This is a genomic window from Paenarthrobacter sp. NPDC091711 (assembly GCF_044756605.1).
In the GTDB taxonomy this organism is placed as follows: Bacteria; Actinomycetota; Actinomycetes; order Actinomycetales; family Micrococcaceae; genus Arthrobacter.
On the sequence record NZ_JBIVTF010000002.1, the window covers coordinates 1 to 25,952 of the forward strand.

The window sequence follows — 25,952 nt, forward strand, 5'->3', positions numbered from 1 at the left end:
CACACCCACACTTGGGTCACCCCCCCCGCTCCCCCCCCCGGCCCACCCCCCCACTAGCCGCCCCCCCCCCCCCCCCCGCGGGCCCCCCCCCCCCCCCGGGGGGGGCCCCCCCCGCCGTCGTAATTGACGCTGTTACCGTGTCAGTTGGCCGGGTAGTTGCGCTCCGGCTCCCCTGTGTAGAGCTGCCGCGGACGGCCGATCTTCGTCTGGGGATCGTTGATCATTTCGCGCCACTGGGCAATCCAGCCCGGCAGGCGTCCAATGGCGAAGAGGACCGTGAACATCTTCTCCGGGAAGCCCATGGCCTTGTAGATCAGGCCGGTGTAGAAGTCGACGTTCGGGTACAGCTTGCGCTGGATGAAGTAGTCATCAGCCAGGGCCTTCTCTTCCAGGCGCATGGCGATGTCCAACAGTTCGTCGTTGCCGCCGAGCTTGCCCAGAACTTCGTGTGCCGTTGCCTTGATGATCTTGGCGCGGGGATCGTAGTTCTTGTAGACACGGTGTCCGAAGCCCATGAGGCGGACGCCGTCTTCCTTGTTCTTCACCTTCTCCATGTAGTCCTCGGGCTTGATGCCGTCGGCCTGGATCTGGCGGAGCATCTTCAGCACGGCCTCGTTGGCGCCACCGTGTGCGGGGCCGAAGAGGGCGTTGATGCCCGCGGAAACCGACGCGAAGAGGTTGGCGTTGGAGGAGCCCACAAGGCGCACGGTGGACGTGGAACAGTTCTGCTCGTGGTCTGCGTGCAGGATGAGCAGGAGGTCCAGTGCCTTGACTACTACCGGATCCATTTCGTACTGCTCGGCCGGAAGACCGAAGCTCAGGCGCAGGAAGTTCTCCACGAGGTTCATGGAGTTATCCGGGTAGAGCATCGGCTGGCCGATGGACTTCTTGTGCGCGTAGGCGGCGATGACCGGCAGCTTGGCCATCAGGCGGATGGTGGAAACTTCCACGTGCTCCGCGTTGAAGGGATCCAGCGAGTCCTGGTAGAACGTGGACAGTGCAGAAACAGCCGAGGAGAGCACCGGCATGGGGTGGGCGTCACGCGGGAACCCGCCGAAGAAGCCCTTGAGCTCTTCGTGCAGGAGTGTGTGGCGGCGGATCTTCTGATCGAACTCTTCCAACTCCGTAGGAGTGGGAAGGTTGCCGTAGATCAGCAGGTAGGAAACTTCGAGGAAGCTCGAGTGCTGCGCGAGCTGCTCAATGGGGTAACCGCGGTAGCGCAGGATGCCTGCGTCACCGTCGATGTAGGTGATGGCCGAGGTAGTGGCCGCTGTGTTCATGAAGCCGGGGTCATAGGCAACGGCGCCCGTCTGCTTCAGCAGCTTGGAAACGTCGTAGCCTTCGTTTCCTTCTACAACCTTGATGCGCGGCAGTTCGAGTTCGCCGCCGGCATGGCGCAGTGTCGCGCTGGTGGTCTCAGTCATGGAGTCCCCTTCATGAGGCCTCAGGGCCTCTATCGAACGCTTGTCCAACCACCTTCTGGTGCCGCCGCCTTCGGCCCTACTGTTGCAGGGCTCCAACGGCCGAAGTGCATTCTTAGAGAAGGCCACCATTGATAGTCAGTTAAAAAGCTACCGCCAGTAACCCTACGGAACTAATCCGTACCGTCCGGTTACTGGCGGAATGACGCTATTAGTGGTGCAAGTCACAGCATTGTTATGACCCTGTGGTAAGCCGTTCCACGGCGGCATCAATTCGTTCATCACTGCCGGTGAGGGCCACCCGGATGAATCCGTTACCGGCGTCTCCATAGAAAACGCCCGGGCCCACCACAATGCCGAAGTCAGCGAACCGCGCCACGGTGTCCCACGTTGCTTCTCCGGCCGTGGACCACAAGTAGAGCCCGGCCTTGGATTCGTGGATGGTCAGCCCGAACTTTTCCAGCGCAGGCACAATCCTCTCGCGGCGTCCGCGGTACAGATCCTTCTGGGCCAGCACGTGGCCGGCATCGCCCAGTGCAACGCGCATGGCTTCCTGCACGGGGTAGGGAACAATCATGCCCGCATGCTTACGGCTGTTCACCAGGTTGGCCATGATGGCGGAATCCCCGGCTACGAAGGCTGCCCTGTATCCAGCAAGGTTGGACTGCTTGCTCAGCGAGTACACGCACAGCAGGCCGTCCGTGGAGCCGCCGGTGACGCGGGGATCCAGGATGCTGGGCACAGCTTCTCCCCCGCGTTGGGCATCCCATTCGCCCCAACCCAGCTCGGCGTAGCACTCATCCGAAGCCACAACGGCGCCGAGCTCGCGGGCCTGGCCAACGATCCTGCGGAGAGACTCAACATCACGGACGCTGCCCGTGGGATTGCCGGGCGAGTTGATCCAGATCAAACGAACCTTCGCGCGGGTGGCTGCATCAAGTTCGTCGAGGTCATCCGCAGCAACCGCCGTGGCACCTGCAAGTGAGGCGCCGATATCGTACGTCGGGTAAGCAACGGTAGGCCTGACAACAACATCGCCGGCACTCAAACCAAGCAGGAACGGCAACCAGGCCACGAGCTCCTTGGAGCCGACGGTTGGCATGACGTCCTTGGGGTCCAGCCCCGGCACTCCACGGCGGCTGGCGAACCAGTCCACCACGGCTTGGCGCAGGGCCTCGGTGCCGTGCACCGTGGGGTAGCCATGGGCGTCCGAAGCCGCAGCAAGTGCCTCACGGATGAGTCCGGGAGTGGGGTCCACCGGCGTGCCGATGGAAAGATTCACTGCGCCACCGGGGTGTTTAGCGGCTGTGGCAACATACGGCGCCATAGCCTCCCACGGGTAGTCAGGCAGGTTCAGGCCGAAAGCCGGCGCCGCGGAAATCAACGAAACAACCGCCCTTAGTGGTCTTGGTTCTGCGGGGGCAGTGCGGAGATGAACGGGTGGTCCTTACCCGTATTGCCGATCTTGGCCGCTCCACCCGGGGAACCGAGGTCGTCGAAGAACTCAACATTGGCCTTGTAGTAGTCGGCCCATTCTTCCGGGGTGTCATCCTCGTAGTAAATGGCCTCAACAGGGCACACGGGTTCACAGGCACCACAGTCGACACATTCATCGGGGTGGATATAGAGGGAACGCTCACCTTCGTAAATGCAGTCGACAGGGCACTCTTCAATACATGCCTTGTCCTTGACATCCACACACGGCTGCGCGATTACGTACGTCACGTCCCAGACCTCTCCACGGTTTGTCCCGGCGATGGCCGGGGTAACACTGCCGGCATCATGCCGGGCACTCAACTTCCGAGCCTATTATCCAACAGTGCGCTAACGCCAACCTAGCCCGCGTCTTAGTATGAAACGGTGACTCCCCCGAATTTGCCGCCCCAACAGTTCCTCCTCAACGCAGAGCCAGGAATCCGGGTGGTGGTCCGGTACAGGATCGAGGACGGGCTGACGGACGCTCTGGGCTATCTCGTAGGAACCACCGAAGGCGCCTGTACAGTCCGGACCCGCACGACCGACGTCGACATTCCGCTGGCTATGGTTATCGCGGCGAAAGAGGTTCCACCTCCGCCGCCGCGCCGGCAATCCGTGCGCGCCGCGTCCGACTGACGGGCAGCCGACTGATGACCACAAGCATGATTAACGTCACTCCGCCGATGCCGAAAACCCAGACGTTCCCCACGGCGTCGCCCGGAATTAACTGCTTGGCCGGACCGGCTGAGGACAGGATTCCGACGACGGCGTAGCTCACCACGCCTGCCACCGCCGCCGGTACCACCGAGCGGGACCAGGCAGCGAGCCACAACTGTACGGACGCCAGCAGCAGCAGGGCTGCGATGACGCCCCACGGGAGTTCAACGCCGGACCACAGTATGGTCTGCCGGTGCAGCCCCGTCCCTCCCAGGGCAACGAAAAGAGCCGCCGGTACAGCCGCGAAAATTCCGCGTACCGTACCGGCGACCCCTCTCTTCATTCAGCTATGCCTGACCGTGTCAGTCAGTTCGGGCTAGGACTTGGCGCGGGCGCGGTTAGCCTTGGCGCGCTCGTTGGAGTCCAGGATGACCTTGCGGATACGGATCGATTCCGGGGTGACCTCAACGCACTCGTCCTCACGGGCGAATTCCAAGGACTCTTCGAGGGTCAGGTCGCGCGGCGGCGTCAGGTTCTCGAAGGTGTCAGAGGAAGCCGCACGCATGTTGGTGAGCTTCTTTTCCTTGGTGATGTTCACGTCCATGTCGTCAGCGCGGGAGTTCTCGCCCACGATCATGCCTTCGTAGACCTCGGAGGTGGGCTTCACGAAGAAGGAACCGCGCTCCTGCAGGTTGATCATGGCGAACGGCGTCACAACACCGGCGCGGTCGGCGATCATGGAACCGTTGGTACGGTATTCGATCGGGCCGGCCCACGGCTCGTAGCCTTCGGAGATGGAAGCAGCAATACCGGCGCCGCGGGTGTCCGTGAGGAACCGGGTGCGGAAGCCGATCAGGCCACGCGCAGGAACGATGAACTCCATGCGGCACCAGCCGGTACCGTGGTTGGCCATGTTGGTCATGCGGCCCTTGCGGGCAGCCATGAGCTGCGTGACAGCACCGAGGTACTCTTCCGGTACGTCGATGGTCATGTGTTCCATCGGCTCATGGAGCTTGCCATCGATGGTCTTGGTGACAACCTGCGGCTTGCCCACGGTCAGCTCGAAGCCTTCACGGCGCATCTGCTCAACCAGGATGGCCAGCGCGAGCTCACCACGGCCCTGAACTTCCCAGGCGTCGGGACGCTCGGTGGGGAGAACCTTGATGGAGACGTTACCGATCAGTTCCTTGTCCAGGCGATCCTTCACCTGGCGGGCAGTGACCTTGGCGCCCTTGACCTTGCCGGCCAGCGGCGAGGTGTTGATACCGATGGTCATGGAGATCGCGGGATCGTCCACGGTGATCAGCGGCAGCGGCTGCGGGTTCTCGGCATCCGTCAGGGTTTCACCAATGGTGATCTCCTCGATGCCGGCAACAGCAACGATTTCACCCGGACCGGCAGACTCAGCGGGAACGCGGGTCAGGGCCTTGGTAGCAAGCAGTTCGGTGATCTTGACGTTCTTGAGCTCGCCGTTGGCACGTGCCCAGGCCACAGTCTGGCCCTTGCGGAGGGTGCCGTTGTAGATGCGGAGCAGGGCAAGGCGGCCAAGGAACGGCGATGCGTCCAGGTTGGTCACGTGTGCCTGCAGCACGCCGTCCGGGTTGTACGTCGGAGCGGGGATGTGCTCGATGATGGTCTTGAAGAGGGGCTCAAGGTCCTCGTTCTCCGGTGCTGAGCCGTTGGCCGGCTGGTCCAGGGAGGCGCGGCCAACCTTGGCAGCGGCGTAGACGACGGGAACTTCGAGGACCTTATCCAGGTCCAGGTCCGGAACTTCGTCGGCGAGGTCCGAGGCGAGGCCGAGGAGCAGGTCCATGGACTCGTGGACCACTTCGTCGATGCGGGCATCGGGACGGTCGGTCTTGTTGACCAGGAGGATGACCGGAAGGTGCGCGGCGAGAGCCTTACGGAGCACGAACCGGGTCTGGGGCAGGGGGCCCTCAGAGGAGTCGACCAGCAGGACGACGCCGTCAACCATGGAGAGACCGCGCTCTACCTCGCCACCGAAGTCGGCGTGGCCGGGGGTGTCGATGACGTTGATGGTGATGGTCTCGCCGTTGGACGACGGGCCGTTGTAGGCAACCGTGGTGTTCTTCGCGAGGATGGTGATGCCCTTTTCGCGCTCCAGGTCACCGGAATCCATGACACGGTCCTCAACCTCACCATGGGAAGCGAAGGAGTTGGTCTGCTTGAGCATGGCGTCAACCAGGGTGGTCTTGCCGTGGTCAACGTGTGCGACGATCGCGACGTTGCGCAGATCGCTCCGCGACGCAGTGTTGGTGATGGTTTCAGACATGCGTTAATGACTCGTTTCAGTGGTGAAGTCAGCTGTTTGTATCCGCGCGCATACCTGATCACATGATCGGAACACACAGCGAAAAGACCCCGGGACACAGGGCACCTGCATCCAGTCTAAACGCAGTTGCATTTCTGAGCCTAAAAAGCAAGCTATTGAGCGCTGCATTGTGGCCCCGCTCACACGGCTGTGATGTTACGTAAACGCAAGTCCAAATGCTGGATTTTCCCTGTCGCGTGCACCATGATTGGCATCAGAACCAGTGCCACGTGGAGAACAACGATGCGACAAGCTCCGGCCGTGTTCCGCATGCTCGCACCATTGATCGCCGCAGGCGTTCTCTTGGTGGGCTGCGGACCAAGCCCAGCGCCAATCACGGCCCCCTCTGGATCAACCGTGCCCGGGCCCGCGAAGACGGCAGCCGCGGACAAGCCGCTGCGGATTGCCCCTGCTCCCAGTTCCCTCAACCTGCCCGTGGGCTCGCTGTATAAGAACCCCGCCAACAACCGCAGCGAACTGGTTCTGGCCGACGTTCGGCACACCGCGGTGCTTATTGGCGATTCCCAGTCAATGCCGAAGGACTCCTGGCCCCAGCAAGGCATCGCAGCCATGGGCTACAAACTGCATGTCGTGGGCATGGGCGGCACCGGCTATGTGGCAAGCAATGGGAAGACCGGCAACTACATCGATGCGTTGCAACGCGGTGACTGGGTGCTTCCCTTCGGAGACCCACCGTTGATTGTGATCCAGGGCGGCGGTAACGACGCCACCCAACGAGCCACCGACGCGCAGATCACCAGTAACTGCGAGCGACTCCTCGCTGCCCTGAAGAAAAGCTACCCGGGAACCACCTTGGCCATGATTGGAACCCTTGCCAGGGGCGTGAGCAATGGCGGTGGACGTCGCACGGAAGTCGATGCGCTCCTTGGCCGGATCGCTGCCAAGCACGCCATCCCCTTCGTCAGCGCGGGCGACTGGCTCACCCGCTACGACGCGATCGGAGATCTCCAAGACGGCGTGCACTTGAAGCCTGCCGGGCACGCAAAGCTGGGCGCCGCACTGGCGCGCGAATTCACCGCCCTTGGCCTCACGGCACGCTTGGACAGTTCCGAGCCGGCTAAGTAGCCCGCGGCGTCGTCATAACTGGCGTTGTGGGGCCCGCCCTGCGTGCTTACTGCGCTCTTTGGCGCGCAAAGCAGGCCCCACAACAAGTGTGTTAAACGGCTAGAGCCGGTGGTTCCCTTCGGAAGGGCACCACCGGCTCTGTTGCTAGGCAGCCGCTAAACGCTCGACGCCGGTTAGGCCACGGCAGGTGGCAACAGCAGAGAACCACCCGGAATGGCATCCAGGAGTGCTTGCGTGTACGCCTCGCGCGGGTTGTCGAAGACGTCATCCGTGCTGCCCGTCTCCACCAACTTGCCCTTTTCCATCACGCAGACGTGGTCTGCGATTTGGCGGACAACCGCGAGATCGTGGGTAATGAACAGATAGGTCAGGCCAAGGTTGTCCTGAAGATCTGCCAACAGGTTCAGGACCTGTGCCTGGACAAGAACGTCGAGTGCTGAGACAGCCTCATCACAGATGATCACCTCGGGGTCCAAAGCCAAGGCCCGTGCGATCGCGATGCGCTGGCGCTGGCCACCTGAGAGCTCGTTAGGGTACCTCTGCATCATGGACTGCGGCAAAGCCACCTGGTCCAAGAGCTCGCGTACCTTCTTCTCCCTGCTGGCCGCGTTACCGATCTTGTGCACGCGCAGCGGCTCTTCAATGGTCCTGAAGATGTTGTACATCGGGTCCAAGGAGCCGTAAGGGTCCTGGAAGATGGGCTGCACGCGGCGGCGGAATTTGAAGAGTTCCTTGCCTTTCAGCCCCGCGGTGTCCACGCCATCAAAAATGATCTGGCCCTCTGTGGGCTTTTCCAGCTGCAGAACCATCTTGGCGACAGTTGACTTGCCCGAACCGGACTCGCCCACAATTGCGGTGGTTGTTCCGCGTTTGACGCTGAAACTGACATCGTCAACAGCAGCGAAATCCGACGTCTGGCCGAGTCCCTGACGCAGCTTGTAAATCTTGCGCAGGTTCTTGATCTGGAGGACCTCGTCCTGGGCGCGGTCCTGCGCAACTGCCACAGGTGCCAGAAGATCTTCAGATTCCACACCCTGCTCTTTGGCCACCTGGATACGGCGCGAAGCCAAGGAAGGTGCAGATTCAACCAAACGACGGGTGTACGGGTGCTGGGGATTGCGCAGCAGATCCAAGGAAGGACCTGCCTCAACCACGTTGCCCTGGTACATGACAATGACTTTGTCAGCCCGCTCGGCTGCCAAGCCGAGGTCGTGGGTAATGAGCAGCACGGAAGTGCCAAGCTCAGTGGTCATCTTGTCCAAGTGGTCCAGGATTCTGCGCTGCACCGTAACATCCAATGCCGAGGTTGGCTCGTCGGCAATCAGGAGCTTGGGTTGGCAACTCAGGCCGATGGCGATCAGCGCACGTTGACGCATACCGCCGGAGAATTCGTGCGGATACTGCTTGGCACGCCGCGCAGCGTCCGGGAGGCCCGCTTCAGCAAGGACGCGGGCAACGTCCTCGGGGCTGTCAGGTCGACCGTTGGCCTTCAGGGTTTCGCGTACCTGGTAGCCAATCTTCCATACCGGGTTCAGGTTGGACATCGGGTCCTGGGGAACCATGCCGATGTGGCTGCCACGGAGCTCGATCATGCGCTTCTCCGAAGCGTGCGCGATGTCTTCGCCGTCGAGCAGTATCTGCCCGGAGGAGACGCGTCCGTTGTTGGGCAGCAAGCCGATGGCGGCCAGCGCCGTCGTCGATTTTCCTGAACCCGACTCCCCCACAATGGCGACCGTCTCGCCCGGCATGATGGACAAGTGGGCGTTCTTAACCGCCTTGACCTCACCGGAACCGGTCTTGAAGGTGATGGCCAGGTCCTTGATCTCCAGGATGGGCCGTACTGGTGCCGTGGCTTCATCAATTCTGATGTTGGCAGAAGTCATGTTCGCCTCCTTAGCGCTGACGGCTCTTGGGATCAAGAGCATCGCGGACGGCGTCGCCAAGCATGATGAAGCTCAGGACGGTGATGGACAGGGCGGCTGCCGGGTAGAGCAGGATTCCCGGATTGGTGCGGATGGACGCGTTGGCCGCGGAGATGTCGTTACCCCACGACATCACGCTGCCGGGCAGCCCGACACCCAGGAAGGACAGGGTGGCTTCGAGGACAATGAAAACGCCCAATTCCAGAGTGGCGAGGACAATCACGGGAGCCAAAGCGTTCGGCAGCGCGTGCTTGACCAGTGCACCAAATTTGGAGACACCCAGCGAACGGGCAGCCGTGACGAAGTCCGCATTGCGCACTTCGATGACGGCGCCTCTGGTGATGCGTGCCATTTGTGGCCATGCGAGCAGGGAAATCGTCAGGACCACCGTCCACACGCTCCTGTTCTCGCGGAACAGCGGAAGCTGCGTGATGACCAAAGCGCCGAGGATGATCGGCAGGGCAAAGAAGATATCGCCCAGACGCGCGAGAACAGAATCCAACCAGCCGCCGTAGTATCCAGCCAGCGCACCAAGGGAGACGCCGATGATGACGACAGCGAGCACGGACAGGACGCCGACCGACAAGGAGGCCTGCGTTCCGTGAATCACACGGGAATATACGTCGCAGCCTTGCAGGGTGAAACCGAGCGGGTGGCCTGCAGTAGGACCGCCCTCCGAATTGGCCAGTTGGCAGTCGTTGTTAGGTTCCACGCTGGTAAACAACCCTGGGAAGAGAGCAACTACCACAAGGAGCAGGATGAGCAGAGAGGAGACGATGAACAGCGGGCGGCGGCGAAGCTTGCGCCAGGCATCAGCCCAAAGACTCAGGGGCGCCTGATCTGTCTTGACGGCATCAGTGGCCAGAAGGGGCGTCTCCTCAACGGGGGCCACAAAGTGTTCGTAATTACTGGTCATAGCGGATCCTCGGGTCAAGCCAGGCGTACAGGAGGTCAACCAGGAGGTTGGTGATAACAAAAACCAAGACCAAGACGCTCACGATGGCAACGATGGTGGGGCCCTCGCTGCGTGAGATCGCCTGGAAGAGTTTGTTACCCACTCCGGGGACGTTGAAGATGCCCTCGGTAACAATGGCGCCACCCATGAGCCCACCGAGGTTGGCACCCAAATAGGTCACCACCGGGATCAGCGAGTTCCTGAGGATGTGGGCCATCACCACGCGCGGCCGGGAAAGGCCCTTGGCAGTAGCGGTTCGTACGTAGTCCGCGTTCATGTTTTCGCTGACAGAAGCACGCGTCAGTCGGAGTACGTATGCAAAGGAGACAAGGCCCAGCACAACCGCAGGAAGGATCAGATTGCCCCAATCAGCGTTGGCACCCACCGTGGGTTTGGCCCAGCCGAGCTGGACCCCGAACACAAGCTGGAAAACGAAGCCCAAAACGAAGGTCGGGACTGCAATCACCAGAAGCGAGACGACCAGGACGGTGGAGTCGAACCACTTGCCCTTTTTGAGACCGGCAAAAACGCCGAAGGCAATCCCGAACACGGCCTGGATGATGAGGGCTTCAATGGCGAGCATCGCCGTGACAGGGAAAGCCCTGGCAAGGGAGTCGGCAATTGGCTGCTGGGTGAAGTCAACGCCGAGGTTGAAAGTGAACAAGTTCTTGATGAAGAGCCCGTACTGAACCCAGAACGGCTGATCCAGGTTGTACTGGGCCCGCAAAGCGTCGATGACGCTCTGCGGTGGCTGGCGATCCCCGAAGAGAGCGGCAATGGGGTCGCCGGGTAGTGCGAAGACCATGTAGTACACGAGGAGCGTGGTCCCCAGAAATACCGGGATGACCTGGAGGAGTCTACGGAAAATGAAGCGAACCACGGGTCACCCCTCTCCGGTGGTCGGGTGTTGCTGTTTCATGTGCGCCTTCCTGCCAAGCAAGCAAGGGGGGCCCGGCGCTTTGGCCGGACCCCCTCTGCCCTAAGGCAAGTTCAGATCCTGAGGACTACTTGGCCTCGATGTCGAAGTAACGGATGCCGCCGTTCCAGCCCGTTTCGGCTGAGACAACGTTGTTGCTCCAAACGATCGGGGTTGCCCGGTACCACAGGGGCAAGCCTGGGAGGTCCTTGAACAGGATCTCCTGTGCCTCGTTGAACTTCTTGTTGGCGTCTTCCGGAGTCTTGGCTGCAAGGCCTTCCTTGAGAAGCTTGTCGAATTCAGGGTTCGAGTACTTCTCGTAGTTGGACGATGCGTTGGTTGCCCAAACAGGTCCGAGGAAGTTGTAGAGCGACGGGTAGTCACCCTGCCAGCCGGCGCGGGTCAGGCCCGGGAGGGACTGCGACTTGCGCAGGTCCAGAACTTCAGCGAACTTCGCGAAGGGCTGGATTTCAGCCTCAATGCCGAGGTTGTTCTTGAAACCGTTGGCAACGGCGTCGATCCATTCCTTGTTGCCACCGTCAGTGTTGGAGGCGATGAGGAGCGGCTTTGAACCGTCGTAAGGCTTGATCTTCTCGGCCTGTGCCCAGAGATCCTTGGCCTTCTGAGCGTCGAACTTCAGGACATCGCTGCCCGGGATGGCGTCGTTGTAACCGTCGAGGACCGGGGCCGTAAACTCAGTGGCCGGGGTACGCGTGCCGTTGAAGATGACCTTGGTGATCTCGTCGCGGTTGATCGCATGGGACATAGCCTGGCGGCGCAGGAGACCAGCTTCACCCTGGAAGTTCGGGTTGTAGCCCGGGATGTTCAGCGTGGCGTTGTTGGCGTTCGGACGCGTGGAGTTACGGTCCGGGAAGTCCGTGGTGTAGGTCTTCAAGGCGTTCGACGGAACAACGTCGGTGATGTCGAGGTTGTCGCCCTGCAGGTCCGTGTATGCGGGGCCTGGATCGGTGTAGAACCTGAAGGTCACGCCACCGTTCTTAGCAGCACGCGGACCCGTGTAGTCAGCGTTCTTGACCAGGGAGATGGACTGGTCGTGTACCCAGGCACCCTCCTTCTCGAACTTGTACGGGCCGTTGCCGATCGGGTTCTCGCCGAACTTCTTCGGGTCCTTCAGAGCCTCAGAGGGAAGCGGGTAGAAAGCGGAGTAGCCGAGGCGCAGCGACCAGTCTGCTTCAGGCTGAGCAAGCTTGACCGTGATGGTCTGATCGTCTGTCGCAGCAAGACCGGACATGGTCTGTGCCGTCGGGGCCGGAGTAGAGGTCTTCTTGCCGTCGGCTCCGGTGGTCTCGGTGACTGCACTTACATCGGCGTAGCCTTCGATGGATTCGAAGAAGAAGCCGTTGTTCTGGAGGTTGGTGCTCAGCGCGGCGAAGTTCCAGGAATCAACGAAGGTCTTGGCCGTGATGGCCTCACCGTTGGTGAACTTGGCGCCGGACTTGACCTTGATGGTCCAGTTCTGCGAGTCGGTTGTCTCAATCGACTCCGCCAGGGCGTTGACGGGCTTGCCGTCGGAGTCGTAGGCGCGAAGGCCTTCAAACAGCAGCTCGACGACGCGGCCACCGTACACCTCATTGGTGTTGGCGGGGAGCAGCGGGTTCTGCGGTTCGTTGCTGTATGCGGAAATGACCTTGTTCGGGTCAGTTGCGGCCGAGCTATTCGTATTGCTGCCGCCACCGCCGCCGCAACCGGTCGCTGCGAGGGCGATGATCGCCGCTACGCCTAGAGCTTTGGAAGTGCGCGAGAAACGCATTCCGCCTCCTATGAGTCGTGGAGTTGAGCAGGGGAAATTCGTGATATCCCCCAGGCACAGGCACAGTTTCCTACTGTGACGTTGCCTACATGTGAGTGTAAGCCTACCCACATTGTGTCCAGATGATGGGACATGCTGGCCAAACTGTAACCGTTCCGCAACCTACACATGCCTAAATTGGCGCGGATTTCAAGTCAAACGTTACCCGGTGGTAGCATTCGCTGTCTGACAGCAGGACAGGGCGATTTTTGGGCAGAGAAAGAGCCCCGGTCCCATGGGTCCGAGGCTCAGTCCTTGCGTTTGAAGAACAGACGTAGTGGAGGCTATTGACGCTCGGCTACTGCGGCCAATTGTGCGGTGACCAGGCTCCAGCCCTCCTGTAAGCCAAGCTGTTCATGCTGTGCGAGCGACTCCGCATCCCCGTGCCGCGCCACAATGCGGTACAAGGTTCCTTCTGTGTGGTCGGTGAAAGTAACCTCCCCAGTCACCGCGACGGGCATCGGGCGGGCGGGCCGAAGACTGCTGTCAACGGCATTGGTAAACACCAGGCGCTCTCCCTGATCAACAACGAGGAAAGCGGCGTCCATATGAGGAACGAACGCAGAACCGTCATCGCTCATGGAAGTTATGAATCCGCCACCGGCATGCGGTGCGAACGATTCCACGCTGCATGTGTAAGGCTCGGGAATCCACCACTGCTCGAAGAGTTCAGGCGTAGTCCAGGCGCTCCAAACGGTGGCCCGGGAGGCCCGTATGACCCGCTCGATCACGAGGTCTAGATCACGATTCATGGTTCTCCTTGAAGTTGCCGGTACGCGAGGCTGCTACATCCTGACCCATTATGCTGGGCGAATGTCTACCGATGAAGAGAAGGACCCGCCCGTCCCGGCTGATGTTGAGGGAAAGATCCCCAGAAAAACGCACGACAAGCCAGACACTGAACAAGAACAAACTGACAACGAGACCGGAGATTCCTAACGGACTCCACGCCGGACACACAGATGGCGCGTGAAAAAAGCAGGCCGCAGGCAACGAAGTCTTGGACTTCATAGCCTGCGGCCTGCTAAAGCGCTACAGCTTCTTTGGGTCGCCTGGCAGCATCAAACGTTGAAGCGGAACTCCACCACGTCGCCGTCGGCCATCACGTACTCTTTGCCTTCAATACGAACCTTGCCGCGGGACTTGGCCTCGGCCATGGAACCGGCGTCGATCAGGTCATCGAACGAGACAACCTCAGCCTTGATGAAGCCGCGCTGGAAATCGGAGTGGATTACGCCGGCCGCCTGGGGTGCGGTGTCGCCCTGGCGAATGGTCCAGGCACGGGTTTCCTTGGGGCCAGCCGTGAGGTAGGTCTGCAGGCCAAGGGTGTGGAAACCAACACGCGCCAACTGGTCCAGGCCGGATTCGCTCTGGCCGTTCATTTCCAGCATTTCGCGGGCCTCTTCCTCGTCCAGTTCAACGAGGTCGGATTCGAGCTTGGCATCAAGGAACACCGCATCAGCAGGGGCCACCAAAGCACGCAGCTCATCCTGCTTTTCCTGATCTCCCAGGATGCCTTCGTCGGCGTTGAAGACGTAGATGAACGGCTTCGCGGTCAGGAGTCCGAGCTCCTTGAGGTGCTCCATCTCCAGCTTGTCGCTCTTGATCGAGGAGAAGATGGTGTCGCCACGTTCCAGAACCGCCTGGGCTGCCTTAATGGCGGCCAGTTCGGCTGCTTCACGCTTCTTGATCTTGACTTCTTTTTCGATACGCGGGATGGCGTTTTCGATGGTCTGAAGGTCTGCCAGGATCAGCTCAGTGTTGATGGTCTCCATATCGGAGCGCGGATCAACCTTGCCATCCACGTGGATGACGTCGGGATCGTCAAAGACGCGGACAACCTGCGCGATGGCCTCTGCTTCACGGATGTTGGCCAGGAACTTGTTGCCCAGGCCTTCGCCCTCGGAGGCACCCTTGACGATGCCGGCGATGTCCACGAAGGACACGGGAGCCGGCAGCAACTTCTGCGAACCGAAGATCTCAGCCAGCTTGGCCAGACGCGGATCCGGCAGGTTGACCACGCCGACGTTGGGTTCAATCGTTGCGAACGGATAGTTCGCAGCGAGCACCTGGTTACGAGTCAGTGCGTTGAAAAGAGTTGATTTGCCGACGTTGGGCAGTCCGACGATGCCAATAGTAAGAGCCACGAGCATTGATTCTACCCGTTGGAACCACGTCCGGGGTTGTCACCACCTGCAAACCCGGCCCACGCCTGCCGCCTCGCTTAAACTGTCGTAGCCCTGTGACAGGGTTGCCACATGGATGGATTTGGATTGGTATTGGCCCTGCTCATGCTGCTGATTGGTGCAGCGGTTGGTCTCGCGGCCGGCTATGTTGTCTTCCGACGCCGGGGCGCCGGCCTGGAAGAAGACTTCGACGCCGTTTCCTCACGGCTTTCGGAAGTGACGGCACAGCTCGCAGCGGCCGACGCCGAACGCCGGCTTTTGTTTACACAGAACCGCGAGTTGAGCGCAGCAAGGAATTCTGACGGAAGCGTTTTGCGCGCGCTTGCTCCCGTGGCCGAAAAGCTCACAGCGGTCCAGCAGCAGGTTTCGCTCCTTGAGCGAGACAGGGTGGAGCAGTACGGCCAGCTGGCCCAGCAGCTGCAAGATGCGCGATCGTCTGATGAGCAGCTCCTGCGGTCAACACACGCCTTGGCCTCAGCATTGCGTTCCAACAGTGCACGCGGCCAATGGGGCGAGGTTCAGCTCCGCAGGGTGGTGGAGGCCTCCGGAATGCTCAGGCACGTGGATTTCCATGAGCAGGTTCATTCGGGACGTAACGACAACACGCTGCGTCCGGACCTGGTGGTCCAGCTTCCTGGTGGTAAGCAACTGGTAGTAGATGCCAAGGTGCCCTTGGCTTCCTATCTCGCTGCCCAGGAACAACTCCACGGAGACGGTTCATTCGGCGAATCTGTGGGCCCCGCCGTCAACCATGACTCCAAGACCCTGCTGGCACAGCACTCGAAGGCTCTGAAGGCCCACATCGATGCTCTGGCGGCCAAGAAATACTGGGACATTCCGGGGAACTCCCCCGAGCTGGTGATCTGCTTCCTTCCGGCAGAGTCCATCCTGGCGTCAGCCCTTGAAGCCGATCCCGCTCTACTGGAACATGCCTTGTCCAGGAATGTGGTTCTGGCGTCGCCGGGCACCTTGCTGGCAGTCCTCAAGTCTGTGGCATTTACCTGGCGACAGGATGTCCTCACCGATAGCGCCCACGAACTGTTTGAGCTCGCCAAGCAGCTCTACGAACGCATGGGCACACTCGGTGAGAATGTCAGCAAGCTCGGCAGCTCCTTGAAGACGTCTGTGGATCGCTACAACGCCATGGTGGGCACGCTGGAGGCTCGCGTGCTCCCGACGGCACGCAAGCTCAACACCATGGACGATGCTGGCCTCGCCGCGCCGATGTCCGTTGAGGTTGTCCCGCGTGCGTTGGCAGCTCCGGAGCTTCTTGCCGTGGACACCCGCGGTCATCAGGACACGGCCCGCGAGCAAGATGACAGCGAGGACCGGGAGTCGGCAGCCTAATGGTTTAGCGGCTTAACTGAACAGGCCCGCAGTGGACTTTCCCGAAGGAAAGCAACCACGGCGGGCCTGTTTTGTAACGTGTATTTGTTAGGACGTCGGACGGTTTCCACGGCCGCCAAGGGCCCGTGTCACGTCGCCGGCCTTCTTCAAGGTGGCCCGCAGTTCCTTCGGAAGCGAAAAGAGAAGATCTTCCTCAGCAGTCACCACTTCCTGGACCTCGCCGTAACCGTAGTCAGCCAAGAGTCGCAGGACGTCCTTGACGAGCACTTCAGGAACGGACGCACCCGAAGTGACACCGACGGTGGCAACACCCTCGAACCAGGACTCGTCCACTTCGTTGGCGAAATCCACGCGGTATGAGCTCTTGGCGCCGTATTCGAGGGCTACTTCAACCAACCGCACAGAGTTGGAGGAGTTAGCCGAGCCCACAACGATCACCAGGTCAGCCTGGGGTGCGATCTTCTTGATGGCCACCTGACGGTTGGTGGTGGCGTAGCAAATGTCATCGCTGGGGGGATCCTGCAACGTGGGGAACCGGTCTTTGAGGAGGCGAACGGTTTCCATGGTTTCGTCCACGCTGAGGGTGGTCTGAGAAAGCCAGATGGTTTTCTCCGGATCACGGACGGTGACTTTGTCTACTTCATGAGGTCCGTTGATGATCTGGATATGCTCCGGGGCTTCACCGGCTGTTCCTTCGACTTCCTCATGGCCTTCGTGACCAATGAGCAGGATGTCGTAATCTTCCTTGGCGAAGCGCACGGCTTCCTTGTGCACTTTGGTGACCAAGGGACAGGTTGCGTCGATGGTGCGCAGGCCGCGATCCTCGGCTGATTGCACCACTGCCGGGGAGACACCGTGCGCGGAGAAGATCACCAGAGCGCCTTCGGGAACCTCATCGGTCTCCTCGACGAAGATGGCCCCTTGTTCTTCCAAGGAGCTGACCACGTGCACATTGTGGACGATCTGCTTGCGTACGTAGACGGGAGGACCGTAGTGCTCCAGGGCCTTCTCCACAGCAATGACAGCCCGGTCCACCCCGGCGCAATAGCCTCGAGGAGCTGCCAACAGAACCTTCTTGGGACCCGTTACGGGCGCCGCTGCCTGAACCTCTTCCGGGGAACGGCGTCTGCGGGGCACCGTGGGCATAGGAATGGAAACTGCTGTGCTGGTCATTCCTCCATGCTACCGGGCCGAACTTTGCCTCCCCGCTATCGGGCTGGACTTTAGCTGCTGGCCGAACGTGACCCTCGTCGCCCTGACACGACAGAGCCTATGACGCCTGCCACAAAGACCGCACCGGATGCCACCGCTGCGATCAGGATCCATTCGCCGAAGCCGGTCTTGGCTGCGGTGAGGAACTCCTGCTTGAACAATTCAGCCACGCCGTTAGCGCTGGACAGGTTGCCAACCACTCCTCCTGCGAGGTCCGCACCTGCCGTCCAGAGTGCAGCAAGCGCCAATCCGCCAAGCCCCAGTAAGACCAGCACCAGCGAACGACGTCGCGCGGCAACAAGGGCCAGCAACAGGGATATCAAAGCACCGAGGGCGGCCACCCACCATAGGGGCGCAAAAGCAGCCACCCGCTCCACCAGTTGGCGGTGTGAGGGCTCTCCCAACGACACCAGGCTTTCGGCAGGAACATCAATCCTGATCCGGGTTGCCTCGGCGAAATGATCGCGGATGAGCCGGACCAACGGGCTGATATCAAGGACCAAAGCAGTGGTGGCAGCAGTCTCCTCGCTTTGGTTCACCGCGCCGAAGTTCAATCTGTGGCTGTTGCGTACTGTCTCTTCCCACGCTTGGGGGTAGTCGCTCCACGATTGCATGCCCGATGCTGCGCTGCGGAGCGCGTCGGCCGCCAAGGACTGGATGGGTCCTGGAAGTTCCACGGAGGCCTCGAAGGTCCCCACGGCGGCGGCGGCCAGCCGGCTTTGGAATTCAGGATCGTTGCCCAGCCCACCCGCCAAACGGACGAAGCCCTCTTCTTTGACGATGTTTTGGTCAACCCACGCGATCGGAACTGCAACCGCTGTGAGTAGTAAAGCGAGGATCACTCCCAATGCTGAAACAAAAGTACGCAAGGTCATCCTTGAGGCTCGGGGGCTATGCCACCATCCTAGGTCTGTCCACATGACAGGAAAAATGTCGGAGGCCCCGCCCAAGCTATGGATAGAGTTGGAAGGCCGGTTGGCACTCACAGCCGCACCCCTGAGCGAGGACTATGACAATGCAGGTACAAGCACGGCGACTGAACCAGGCAACGGCCACCCATGTCCGCTGAAGCAACGCCGGAATCCACCTTGCCCGGGACGGCGGCAGAAACCAGCCCGGACAACCCCTGGCCCTTGCAATTGCTGTCCCGCAAGCTCAAAGCACACATTGAGCGGGCGCCGGCCGCATGGATTGAGGGTCAGGTCATTGAACTGAACCGGCGGGGTGGCAACGCATTCCTGACACTGCGTGATGTTGACGCTGAAATATCCTTGCCCGCATCAGTCTGGTCAACGGTGCTTGACCGCCAAAAGGTACCCCTGGAACGCGGTTCCCGGGTGGTTGCCTTGGTGAAGGCGGACTTCTGGGTCAAGACCGGACGCCTCAACATGTCCGTGAAGGACATCCGTCCTGTGGGCCTGGGCGATCTGCTGGCAAGGATTGAACGGCTACGCCAAGCGTTGGCAGCCGAGGGCCTGTTCGCGGACTCCCGGAAACGGAAGCTTCCCCTTCTCCCTCATCGAATCGGCCTCATCACCGGCAGGGATTCCGACGCCAAAAAGGACGTCATGCGCAACGCGGCCTTGCGTTGGCCAGCGGTTGAGTTCGACGTCCGCGAAGTAGCTGTTCAAGGCAACACCGCCGTTTCACAGATCATTGGAGCGTTGAAGAAACTGGACGCTGACCCACACGTGGATGTCATTGTCCTTGCCCGCGGCGGCGGCGCCTTGGAAGACCTCTTGCCGTTCAGTAATGAGGACCTCATTCGCGCCGTGGCAGCAGCCACTACACCGATTGTCAGCGCGATCGGCCACGAAGCGGACCGTCCCATCCTGGACGACGTCGCGGACCTCCGGGCGTCTACGCCAACGGATGCCGCCAAGCGCATCGTTCCGGACGTGGCCGAGGAACTGGCCATGGTCCGGCAGGCCAGGGACCATCTCCGCAGAAGTATCAGCCGCATGGTGGACCGGGAGACGGATCGACTCCACGCGTTGAGGTCCCGGCCCGTATTGGCCACTCCTGCCTCCATGGTGGATGCCCGCTTCGAAGACATCCACCGCCTCCAGCGAAGGACCCATTCCGCGGTAAGCACCGCGGTTCTCAGGGCGTTGGACCAAGTCCACCACTTGCGTGCGCAGGTCCGTGCCTTGTCCCCACAAAAGACGCTGGACCGCGGCTATGCCGTTGTTCAGCTCATGGGTGAGGACCAAGCGGGTCATCACGTGGTCAGCAGCCCCGATGAAGCTCCGGACGGAACATCCTTGAGCATCCGCGTTGCTGAGGGCCGTTTCAGGGCCGTTTCCGCTGGGGCAGGTCACATCATGGAACGCTGACAGCTCTTCCAGAATGCACCGCACAGTCGCCCCTTGATTCGCCGGTTACACCGTCACAACCACGAAGGACCATCATGACCGAAAACAGCCAGGCAGCACCGACCCCTCAAGGCGCCCCGACGCCGGAATCCCTTGACGGACTGAGCTACGAGGAAGCCCGCGAACAACTTGTGGCGGTAGTGGGACGCTTGGAGGCAGGCGGAGCCAGCCTGGAAGAATCCCTGGCGCTCTGGGAGCGTGGCGAGGCACTGGCCAAGCGCTGCGAGGACTGGCTTGAAGGCGCCCGCAAACGGCTGGCGACCGCCCGCGAGGCAAGCGAGGACGGCGGAGCGTCGGCAGGCAGCAAGTAGGGACGCAAAGCACCCAGGTACGAGCAGCAAACGGCCCGTTCCAACGACGGGCGGCCACCTAGCGGCTTAGGACTCCATGACGAGGGCGCGCTCCTCGGCGACGTCGAAGGTTGCTTTGGGCCAGTCCAGCTGCAGACCCCCGAGCGCATCCAACAGCAACTGCTGCACTGCGATGCGCGCGTACCACTTCTTGTTGGCCGGCACCACGTGCCAGGGAGCATTTTCCGTTGAGGTCTTCTCGAAGGCCACGCTATAGGCGTCCATATAGTCATCCCAGAAGGCCCGCTCAGCGAGGTCCGTCCGACTGTATTTCCAGTGTTTGGTGGGATCGTCGAGCCTGGCAATGAGTCGCTTCTTTTGCTCGTCCTTGCTGATGTTGAGCATGACCTTGACCACGGTGGTTCCCTGCTCGGCAAGACGGGTCTCGAAGTCATTAATCGCAGCATACCGGCGCTCCAACTCGGAAGCGTCGGCCCATCCGTGAACGCGATGGATCAGGACATCCTCGTACTGTGACCGGTCAAAGACTCCCACCATTCCGGCGGCAGGGACTTGCTTCTCGATCCTCCACAGGAAATCGTGCGACTTTTCCTCGTCAGTTGGGGCCTTGAATGCTGATACTTGAACGCCTTGGACATCCATGGCGCCCACTACGTGGCTGACAATGCCACCTTTCCCGGCAGTGTCCATGGCTTGGAGTATCAACAGGAGCCGTTTCTCGCTGCCCGCCCTGCCCTCGGCAAAGAGCTTTTCCTGCAGCTCCGCCAGCCGCGCATCCTGTGCCTCCAGCAGTGCTTTGCCCTCCGTTTTCCCGCCCGTGTAGCCGGGAGTGGAGTCAGGATCCACGCCTGCCAGCGAAAACCCGGACCCCACCCTCAGTACTTCGGCCGGACTTTTGGCGAACTCAACTGCTGCAGCCATTGGCGTGCCTTTCTGCCAGGCCGCGCCCCTGTGGCGCGGCCATGGACCTCAGGCTAGTTGCCCGGGTACCTCGACAGGAAGTCCGCCATGCGCCCAATGGCTTCTTCGATGTCCTTGACGTTGGGCAAAGTCACCATTCGGAAGTGGTCCGGGCGAACCCAGTTGAACGCACGCCCATGGGACACCAGAATTTTCTGTTCCTTCAGCAGATCGAGGACGAACTTCTCGTCATCCCTGATATGGAACACATCCGGGTCCAACTTCGGGAACAGGTACAGGGCGCCCCTGGCCTGCTGGGTGCTGACTCCCGGGATCGCGTTCAAGAGGTCGTAGGCCTTGTTGCGTTGCTCCAGGAGCCTGCCGCCGGGAAGTATGAGATCGTTGATGCTCTGGTAGCCGCCCAGAGCGGTTTGGATGGCATGTTGCGCTGGGACGTTGGCGCACAACCGCATGTTGGCCAGCAGGTTGATGCCTTCGAGGTAATCCGCGGCATCCTTCTTGGGACCGGAGATAGCCATCCAGCCGGCGCGGTAACCGCACACACGGTAGGCCTTGGACAATCCACTGAACGTCAGGCACAGCACGTCATCCCCGGTGAGCCCGGCAAGGTTCACGTGGACGGCGTCTTCGTAAAGAATCTTTTCGTAGATCTCATCAGCGAAAAGAACCAGCCCATGCTTTTCCGCCAAAGCCACAATCTTCTTGAGTGTCTCCTCCGGGTACACGGCGCCGGTGGGGTTGTTGGGGTTAATCACCACAATGCCCTTGGTCCGCGGCGTGATCTTGGATTCCATGTCCTCAAGATCGGGCTGCCATCCGGACTCTTCGTCGCAGAGGTAGTGCACGGGACGGCCCCCGGCAAGGGCGACAGACGCGGTCCACAGCGGATAATCCGGAGTAGGAATCAATACCTCGTCGCCGTCGTCCAAGAGCGCCATCAGGGACATGGTGATGAGCTCACTGACCCCGTTGCCAAGGTAAATGTCGTCAACATGGATGTTCTGGATGCCACGTGTTTGGTAGTACTGCGATACCGCGGTCCTGGCAGAGAAAATGCCACGGGAATCGCTGTAGCCCTGGGCATTAGGCAGGTGGCGGATCATGTCCACCAAGATGGCGTCGGGGGCTTCAAAACCAAAAGGTGCCGGGTTTCCGATGTTCAGTTTGAGGATCCGGTGACCCTCCGCTTCCATTTGCTGGGCGGCCTGAAGAATCGGTCCACGGATGTCGTAGAGGACATTATGAAGCTTGGTGGACTGCTTGAAATTCGCCATCCCTCAAATATGCCACACGGGTGATGTAGTTCAGCTGAGACTTGACTCACAGATACGACGACGGCGGTGACGGTCCCGCACGGGTCCGTCACCGCCGTCGTACGCGGTTTTGTTCAGGTGTTACTTGACGATGCCCTTGTCCTTCAGCCATGCAGCGGCTGCGTCCTTGGGCGCCTGCTTCTGGTCGCCACTGACGGCGCGGTTCAGGTTGATGAGGTCATCAGTGGTGAGGATCTTGGAGACGTTGTTGAGCGCTTCCTTGGCCTTATCCGTCATCTTGGCTTCCTTGACCAACGGCAGGACCTGCTGGGCCTTGAAGTTGTTCTTCGGGTCTTCAAGGACTACCAGGTCGTTGTCGGCGATGGACGGCGTGGTGGTGTAGATGTCCGCCACCTGGACCTTGTCCTCGAGGAGGGCCTGAAGCGTCAGGTTGCCACCGCCGTCGTTGAAGGGCTGCAGGCCCTTCAGCTCGCAACCATAGTTGGCCTTCAGCCCGGGGAAGCCGTAAGCGCGGGTCTCAAAAGTTGCCGGTGCCGCCATGGTGAAGTCCTTGCAGACCTTCGCCAGGTCCTCAATGGACTTCAACTGGTACTTCTCGGCCGTGGCCTTGGTGACCACCATGGCGTCCTTGGACTCGGCCTTGGCCGGCTCCAGGACTCCAAGTCCGTCCGGAAGCTTGCCCGGAAGTGCCTTGTAGACGTCCTCGGCGGACACCTCGGTAGCTTCCGTGTCCACGTAGGACAGGAGGTTGCCGGAGTAGTCCGGAACGAGGTCTACGGAGCCGTCCTGGACAGCCTTGAAGTAGATCTCGCGCGAGCCGATGTTCGGCTTGGACGTGGCCGTAAGACCAGCGGCGTTGAGGGCGCCAACATAGATCTCCGCGATGACCTGGCTCTCCGGGAAGTCAGCCGAGCCAACCACCAACGAGCCACCGCCGGAGGAACCGCTGGGTGCCGAGGTGGAAGGCGTCGCCAAGGGACTGCCGCCGCACGCGCTCAAGGCGAGGGCCACACCCACTCCGGCGGCCAGGCCGCCGAGACCACGGCGCGTAAGGGTCATGGGGACGGTGTTTTTCATGGTGTACCTCCTTGAACGGCAGCCCCGGCGGGAACCGTGGCTGTGAGATCGTCGGACGCCTTCTGGCGTCCGCTTGAATCGAGGGTCAGGCCGGGCGAAATGACGAGTCTTTGAACGCCGGCAAGGATAAGGTCCACGGCGATGGCCAGCCCCGCGATGAGCAGGGAGCCGCCGAGCATCCTGGGGAAATCCTGCAGGACGAGGCCGTCGAACAAGTACCGCCCCAGCCCGCCCAACGGAAGGTAGGCAACCACAGAGACTGTGGCGATGACCTGCAGAACAGCCGTGCGAATACCGCCGAACATGACTTGCAATCCGTTGGGCAGTTCAACACGGAAGAGGATCTGAAGTTCGGTCATGCCCATGGCCCGGGCCGCGTCAACCACGGTGGCTTCCACGCTGGAAATGCCGGCATAGGTCCCGGCCAGGAGCGGCGGCACAGTGAGGATGACAAGCGCCCACACGGGAGGCATCAGGCCACTGCCGGCCAGCAAGGCAAAGAGGACCAGCAAACCGAGTGTCGGGAGGGCACGTAAAGCTCCGGCCACGGCAACCGCAACCACGCGGCCACGGCCGGTGTGCCCGATGTAAAGGCCGATGGGCACGGCAATCACTGCGGCGATCAGCAGGACCAGACCGCTGTACTGCAGGTGCTCCAGCAAACGTGTGGGGATTCCCCCGGTCCCGGTCCAGTTCTTGGGGTTGGTCAGCCAGGCAATCGTTTCAGCAAAGATGTTCATGCGGATGCTCCCGGGTCCGGACCGAGTCCCGCTGCGGATGCCGCAGATCCGGCCTTGGGCTCAGTTGCCAGGGCGCTGGCGTCCGGACGCGGCGACTTTCCAGCAACGGCCCGGGTCCACGGAGTCAGCAGCCGCTCCAAGACCACCAAAACTGCATCCATCAACAGCGCCAGTACCAGGATGGCGATGATACCCACCACCACTTCGGTAATGAACGTGCGCTGGAGACCGTCCGTGAACAGAACTCCCAAGTTGCCAACGCCCAAGAGCGCCGCGACACTCACCAGGGAGATATTGCTGACCGAAACCACCCGTAGACCCGCGAACATGACCGGCAAAGACAACGGAAGGTCCACCTGGAAGAAGCGCGCCAGGGGTTTGAAGCCCATGGCCACCGCAGCATTCCGGAGGTCGTCGTCCACGGAGTCGAACGCGTCCATCGCGGCACGGACCAGCAGGGCCACCGCATAGATGGTCAGCGCCACCACCACGTTCAGCGGATCCAGGATCCGCGTGCCAAGGATGGTGGGAAGAATGATGAACAGAGCCAGCGATGGAATGGTGTAGAGCAGTGAGGTGGCTGTCGCCACCACCGACCTCAGCGCGCTGTTGCGTCTGGCCAGTTGGGCCAACGGAACCGAAATCAGGAGGCCCAGGATCATGGGAATGATGGCCAGCACCATGTGCTGGCCAGCCAGTCCCAGGACCATGCCACTGTTGGCGAGGAACCACTCCATCAGGTGGGGTCCTCCCTGTGGTGGCGGACTTCTTCGATCAGTGCCAGGACTTCCGGCGCCTTCAGGACGCCGGCCACCCGGCCGTCGTCGTCCACCGCAACGCCAAGGCCCGACGGCGACGACAACGCCGCGTCCAGCGCGCGCCGCAGCGTGTCGCCCTTACGGAAGAGTGAACCGCCGGGGATCAGCCCGGCGCCCTCGCGTGGCGAGGACCAACCCAGCGGACGCGAATCGTCATCGACCACCAGCGCCCACTCCCCCGATTGGCGGCCCGCGTGCTGACCATCGGAGGGACTCACCATGGTCACCGGGTGCAAGGTCACGGCGTCCGCTGGGTTGAAGGCAAGGTGCCGGAAGCCGCGATCGCGGCCCACAAAGGAGGCCACGAAGTCGTTGGCAGGTGCGCGAAGAATCTCTTCCGGAGCCGAGTACTGCGCGAGTTTCCCCCCGACGGCGAAGACAGCCACTTTGTCGCCAAGAACAGTGGCTTCGTCGATGTCATGCGTGACAAAAACGATGGTTTTGGCCAGCTCCCGCTGCAGGCGCAAAAGTTCCTGCTGCAGTTCGTCACGGACCACGGGATCCACGGCGCTGAAAGGTTCGTCCATCAGCAGCACCGGCGGATCAGCAGCAAGCGCCCGGGCAACCCCGACGCGCTGCTGCTGACCACCTGAGAGTTGGGACGGGTACCTTTTGCCCAAGATAGAAGCCAACCCGACGACGTCGAGCAGTTCCGCAGCGCGTTTCCGCGCCGCCGCTTTGGGAACGCCATTGAGCCGTGGCACAGTGGCGATGTTGTCCAGGACGGACCGGTGCGGGAGCAGGCCCGACGACTGCATGACGTAACCCATGGAACGGCGTAGCTGGGCCGCGGGAACCTGCGAGACGTCTTCTCCGGCAACAGTGATGGTTCCGCTGGTGGGCTCCACCATCCGGTTGATCATGCGCAGGGACGTTGTCTTGCCGCAGCCCGAGGGGCCGACGAACACGGTGATGGCGCCCTTGTCGATGGACATGGTGAGGGCATCCACCGCCGGTTGCCCGCCTTGGTATTGCTTGGTAACGCTCTTGAACTCAATCATGGCTTCGGCCATACCAGGGCTTACCTATCTGTGGTGGAGAACATCGGTAGAGCCAGATGATCATATGCACTCTTATTACTTGGCTGCAAAGCAATCTTCACCCAGCGTAGCCAGC

General features: G+C 61.2%; 24 protein-coding genes. 5 read left to right on the forward strand and 19 right to left on the reverse strand.

The genetic code is table 11. From position 1 onward, the window contains the following. Positions 1 to 140 precede the first annotated feature (140 nt). The 5 genes from ACIQH5_RS03275 to typA form a co-directional block, all read right to left on the reverse strand. Positions 141 to 1,424, reverse strand: coding sequence for a citrate synthase (locus ACIQH5_RS03275; protein WP_024817462.1), 1,284 nt, complete (start codon positions 1,422 to 1,424; stop codon positions 141 to 143). A 232-nt stretch (positions 1,425 to 1,656) separates the two neighbouring features. Next, positions 1,657 to 2,805 (reverse strand): succinyldiaminopimelate transaminase, encoded by a 1,149-nt coding sequence (gene dapC, locus ACIQH5_RS03280; RefSeq protein WP_400400252.1) that lies wholly within the window; start codon positions 2,803 to 2,805, stop codon positions 1,657 to 1,659. 14 nt (positions 2,806 to 2,819) lie between these two features. Then, positions 2,820 to 3,146, reverse strand: a complete 327-nt coding sequence (gene fdxA, locus ACIQH5_RS03285; RefSeq protein ID WP_024817464.1) for a ferredoxin — start codon at positions 3,144 to 3,146, stop codon at positions 2,820 to 2,822. A 319-nt stretch (positions 3,147 to 3,465) separates the two neighbouring features. Continuing rightward, positions 3,466 to 3,897, reverse strand: a complete 432-nt coding sequence (locus tag ACIQH5_RS03290) for a hypothetical protein (protein WP_400400254.1) — start codon at positions 3,895 to 3,897, stop codon at positions 3,466 to 3,468. 33 nt (positions 3,898 to 3,930) lie between these two features. Beyond that, positions 3,931 to 5,847, reverse strand: a complete 1,917-nt coding sequence (gene typA / locus ACIQH5_RS03295; protein WP_062072937.1) for a translational GTPase TypA — start codon at positions 5,845 to 5,847, stop codon at positions 3,931 to 3,933. 282 nt (positions 5,848 to 6,129) lie between these two features. Here typA and ACIQH5_RS03300 point away from each other — a divergent pair, with 282 nt between their 5' ends. After that, positions 6,130 to 6,972: an SGNH/GDSL hydrolase family protein gene (locus ACIQH5_RS03300; RefSeq protein ID WP_400400256.1), complete on the forward strand. Its 843-nt coding sequence runs from the start codon at positions 6,130 to 6,132 to the stop codon at positions 6,970 to 6,972. Between the two features lie 173 nt (positions 6,973 to 7,145). Here ACIQH5_RS03300 and ACIQH5_RS03305 read toward each other — a convergent pair whose 3' ends face one another. From ACIQH5_RS03305 to ACIQH5_RS03325, 5 genes are all read right to left on the reverse strand, one after another. Further along, positions 7,146 to 8,855 carry a dipeptide ABC transporter ATP-binding protein gene (locus ACIQH5_RS03305; RefSeq protein ID WP_400400258.1) on the reverse strand — a complete coding sequence of 570 codons (1,710 nt, stop codon included), beginning with the start codon at positions 8,853 to 8,855 and terminating at the stop codon, positions 7,146 to 7,148. 10 nt (positions 8,856 to 8,865) lie between these two features. Further along, a complete protein-coding gene (locus ACIQH5_RS03310; protein WP_400400260.1) occupies positions 8,866 to 9,810 on the reverse strand; it encodes an ABC transporter permease in 945 nt (314 codons plus the stop codon). Next, complete coding sequence (locus ACIQH5_RS03315; protein WP_400400262.1) at positions 9,800 to 10,729, reverse strand: ABC transporter permease; 930 nt, start codon at positions 10,727 to 10,729, stop codon at positions 9,800 to 9,802. Before ACIQH5_RS03315 ends, ACIQH5_RS03310 begins: the two co-directional genes overlap by 11 nt. A gap of 124 nt (positions 10,730 to 10,853) precedes the next feature. Next, complete coding sequence (locus ACIQH5_RS03320) at positions 10,854 to 12,536, reverse strand: ABC transporter substrate-binding protein (RefSeq protein ID WP_400400264.1); 1,683 nt, start codon at positions 12,534 to 12,536, stop codon at positions 10,854 to 10,856. Positions 12,537 to 12,859: 323 nt separating this feature from the next. Then, positions 12,860 to 13,327, reverse strand: a complete 468-nt coding sequence (locus ACIQH5_RS03325; protein WP_400400266.1) for an SRPBCC domain-containing protein — start codon at positions 13,325 to 13,327, stop codon at positions 12,860 to 12,862. Positions 13,328 to 13,388: 61 nt separating this feature from the next. Between ACIQH5_RS03325 and ACIQH5_RS03330 the strand changes: the two genes are divergently transcribed. Then, positions 13,389 to 13,514, forward strand: coding sequence for a hypothetical protein (locus ACIQH5_RS03330; RefSeq protein WP_400400268.1), 126 nt, complete (start codon positions 13,389 to 13,391; stop codon positions 13,512 to 13,514). A 122-nt stretch (positions 13,515 to 13,636) separates the two neighbouring features. Here the strand turns inward: ACIQH5_RS03330 and ychF are convergent, their stop codons facing one another. Beyond that, positions 13,637 to 14,722, reverse strand: coding sequence for a redox-regulated ATPase YchF (gene ychF / locus ACIQH5_RS03335; RefSeq protein WP_026546223.1), 1,086 nt, complete (start codon positions 14,720 to 14,722; stop codon positions 13,637 to 13,639). 111 nt (positions 14,723 to 14,833) lie between these two features. Between ychF and ACIQH5_RS03340 the strand changes: the two genes are divergently transcribed. Next, a complete protein-coding gene (locus ACIQH5_RS03340) occupies positions 14,834 to 16,108 on the forward strand; it encodes a DNA recombination protein RmuC (protein ID WP_400400271.1) in 1,275 nt (424 codons plus the stop codon). 87 nt (positions 16,109 to 16,195) lie between these two features. Here ACIQH5_RS03340 and ACIQH5_RS03345 read toward each other — a convergent pair whose 3' ends face one another. Both ACIQH5_RS03345 and ACIQH5_RS03350 read right to left on the reverse strand, forming a co-directional pair. After that, complete coding sequence (locus tag ACIQH5_RS03345; protein WP_014922310.1) at positions 16,196 to 17,281, reverse strand: 4-hydroxy-3-methylbut-2-enyl diphosphate reductase; 1,086 nt, start codon at positions 17,279 to 17,281, stop codon at positions 16,196 to 16,198. 50 nt (positions 17,282 to 17,331) lie between these two features. Then, positions 17,332 to 18,195 carry a hypothetical protein gene (locus ACIQH5_RS03350; protein ID WP_400400273.1) on the reverse strand — a complete coding sequence of 288 codons (864 nt, stop codon included), beginning with the start codon at positions 18,193 to 18,195 and terminating at the stop codon, positions 17,332 to 17,334. A gap of 183 nt (positions 18,196 to 18,378) precedes the next feature. On the opposite strand from ACIQH5_RS03350, the gene xseA reads away from it, so the two are divergent. Both xseA and ACIQH5_RS03360 read left to right on the forward strand, forming a co-directional pair. Then, the gene (gene xseA / locus ACIQH5_RS03355) at positions 18,379 to 19,656 is read left to right on the forward strand and encodes an exodeoxyribonuclease VII large subunit (RefSeq protein WP_400400275.1); all 1,278 of its coding nucleotides are present in this window, start codon (positions 18,379 to 18,381) and stop codon (positions 19,654 to 19,656) included. A gap of 74 nt (positions 19,657 to 19,730) precedes the next feature. Beyond that, complete coding sequence (locus tag ACIQH5_RS03360) at positions 19,731 to 20,006, forward strand: exodeoxyribonuclease VII small subunit (protein WP_400400277.1); 276 nt, start codon at positions 19,731 to 19,733, stop codon at positions 20,004 to 20,006. Between the two features lie 66 nt (positions 20,007 to 20,072). Here the strand turns inward: ACIQH5_RS03360 and ACIQH5_RS03365 are convergent, their stop codons facing one another. The 6 genes from ACIQH5_RS03365 to ACIQH5_RS03390 all read right to left on the reverse strand — a co-directional run bounded on the left by ACIQH5_RS03365 (position 20,073) and on the right by ACIQH5_RS03390 (position 25,849). Beyond that, positions 20,073 to 20,927: a polyphosphate kinase 2 family protein gene (locus ACIQH5_RS03365; RefSeq protein ID WP_400400279.1), complete on the reverse strand. Its 855-nt coding sequence runs from the start codon at positions 20,925 to 20,927 to the stop codon at positions 20,073 to 20,075. A 53-nt stretch (positions 20,928 to 20,980) separates the two neighbouring features. After that, a complete protein-coding gene (locus ACIQH5_RS03370) occupies positions 20,981 to 22,201 on the reverse strand; it encodes a pyridoxal phosphate-dependent aminotransferase (RefSeq protein ID WP_400400281.1) in 1,221 nt (406 codons plus the stop codon). A gap of 120 nt (positions 22,202 to 22,321) precedes the next feature. Next, positions 22,322 to 23,278, reverse strand: coding sequence for an ABC transporter substrate-binding protein (locus tag ACIQH5_RS03375; protein ID WP_400400283.1), 957 nt, complete (start codon positions 23,276 to 23,278; stop codon positions 22,322 to 22,324). Then, a complete protein-coding gene (locus ACIQH5_RS03380) occupies positions 23,275 to 24,018 on the reverse strand; it encodes an ABC transporter permease (RefSeq protein WP_400400285.1) in 744 nt (247 codons plus the stop codon). Before ACIQH5_RS03380 ends, ACIQH5_RS03375 begins: the two co-directional genes overlap by 4 nt. Continuing rightward, positions 24,015 to 24,755, reverse strand: a complete 741-nt coding sequence (locus tag ACIQH5_RS03385) for an ABC transporter permease (RefSeq protein WP_400400287.1) — start codon at positions 24,753 to 24,755, stop codon at positions 24,015 to 24,017. Before ACIQH5_RS03385 ends, ACIQH5_RS03380 begins: the two co-directional genes overlap by 4 nt. Then, positions 24,755 to 25,849 (reverse strand): ABC transporter ATP-binding protein, encoded by a 1,095-nt coding sequence (locus ACIQH5_RS03390; protein WP_400400289.1) that lies wholly within the window; start codon positions 25,847 to 25,849, stop codon positions 24,755 to 24,757. The genes ACIQH5_RS03385 and ACIQH5_RS03390 overlap by 1 nt, the downstream gene beginning before the upstream one ends. Positions 25,850 to 25,952 lie beyond the last annotated feature (103 nt).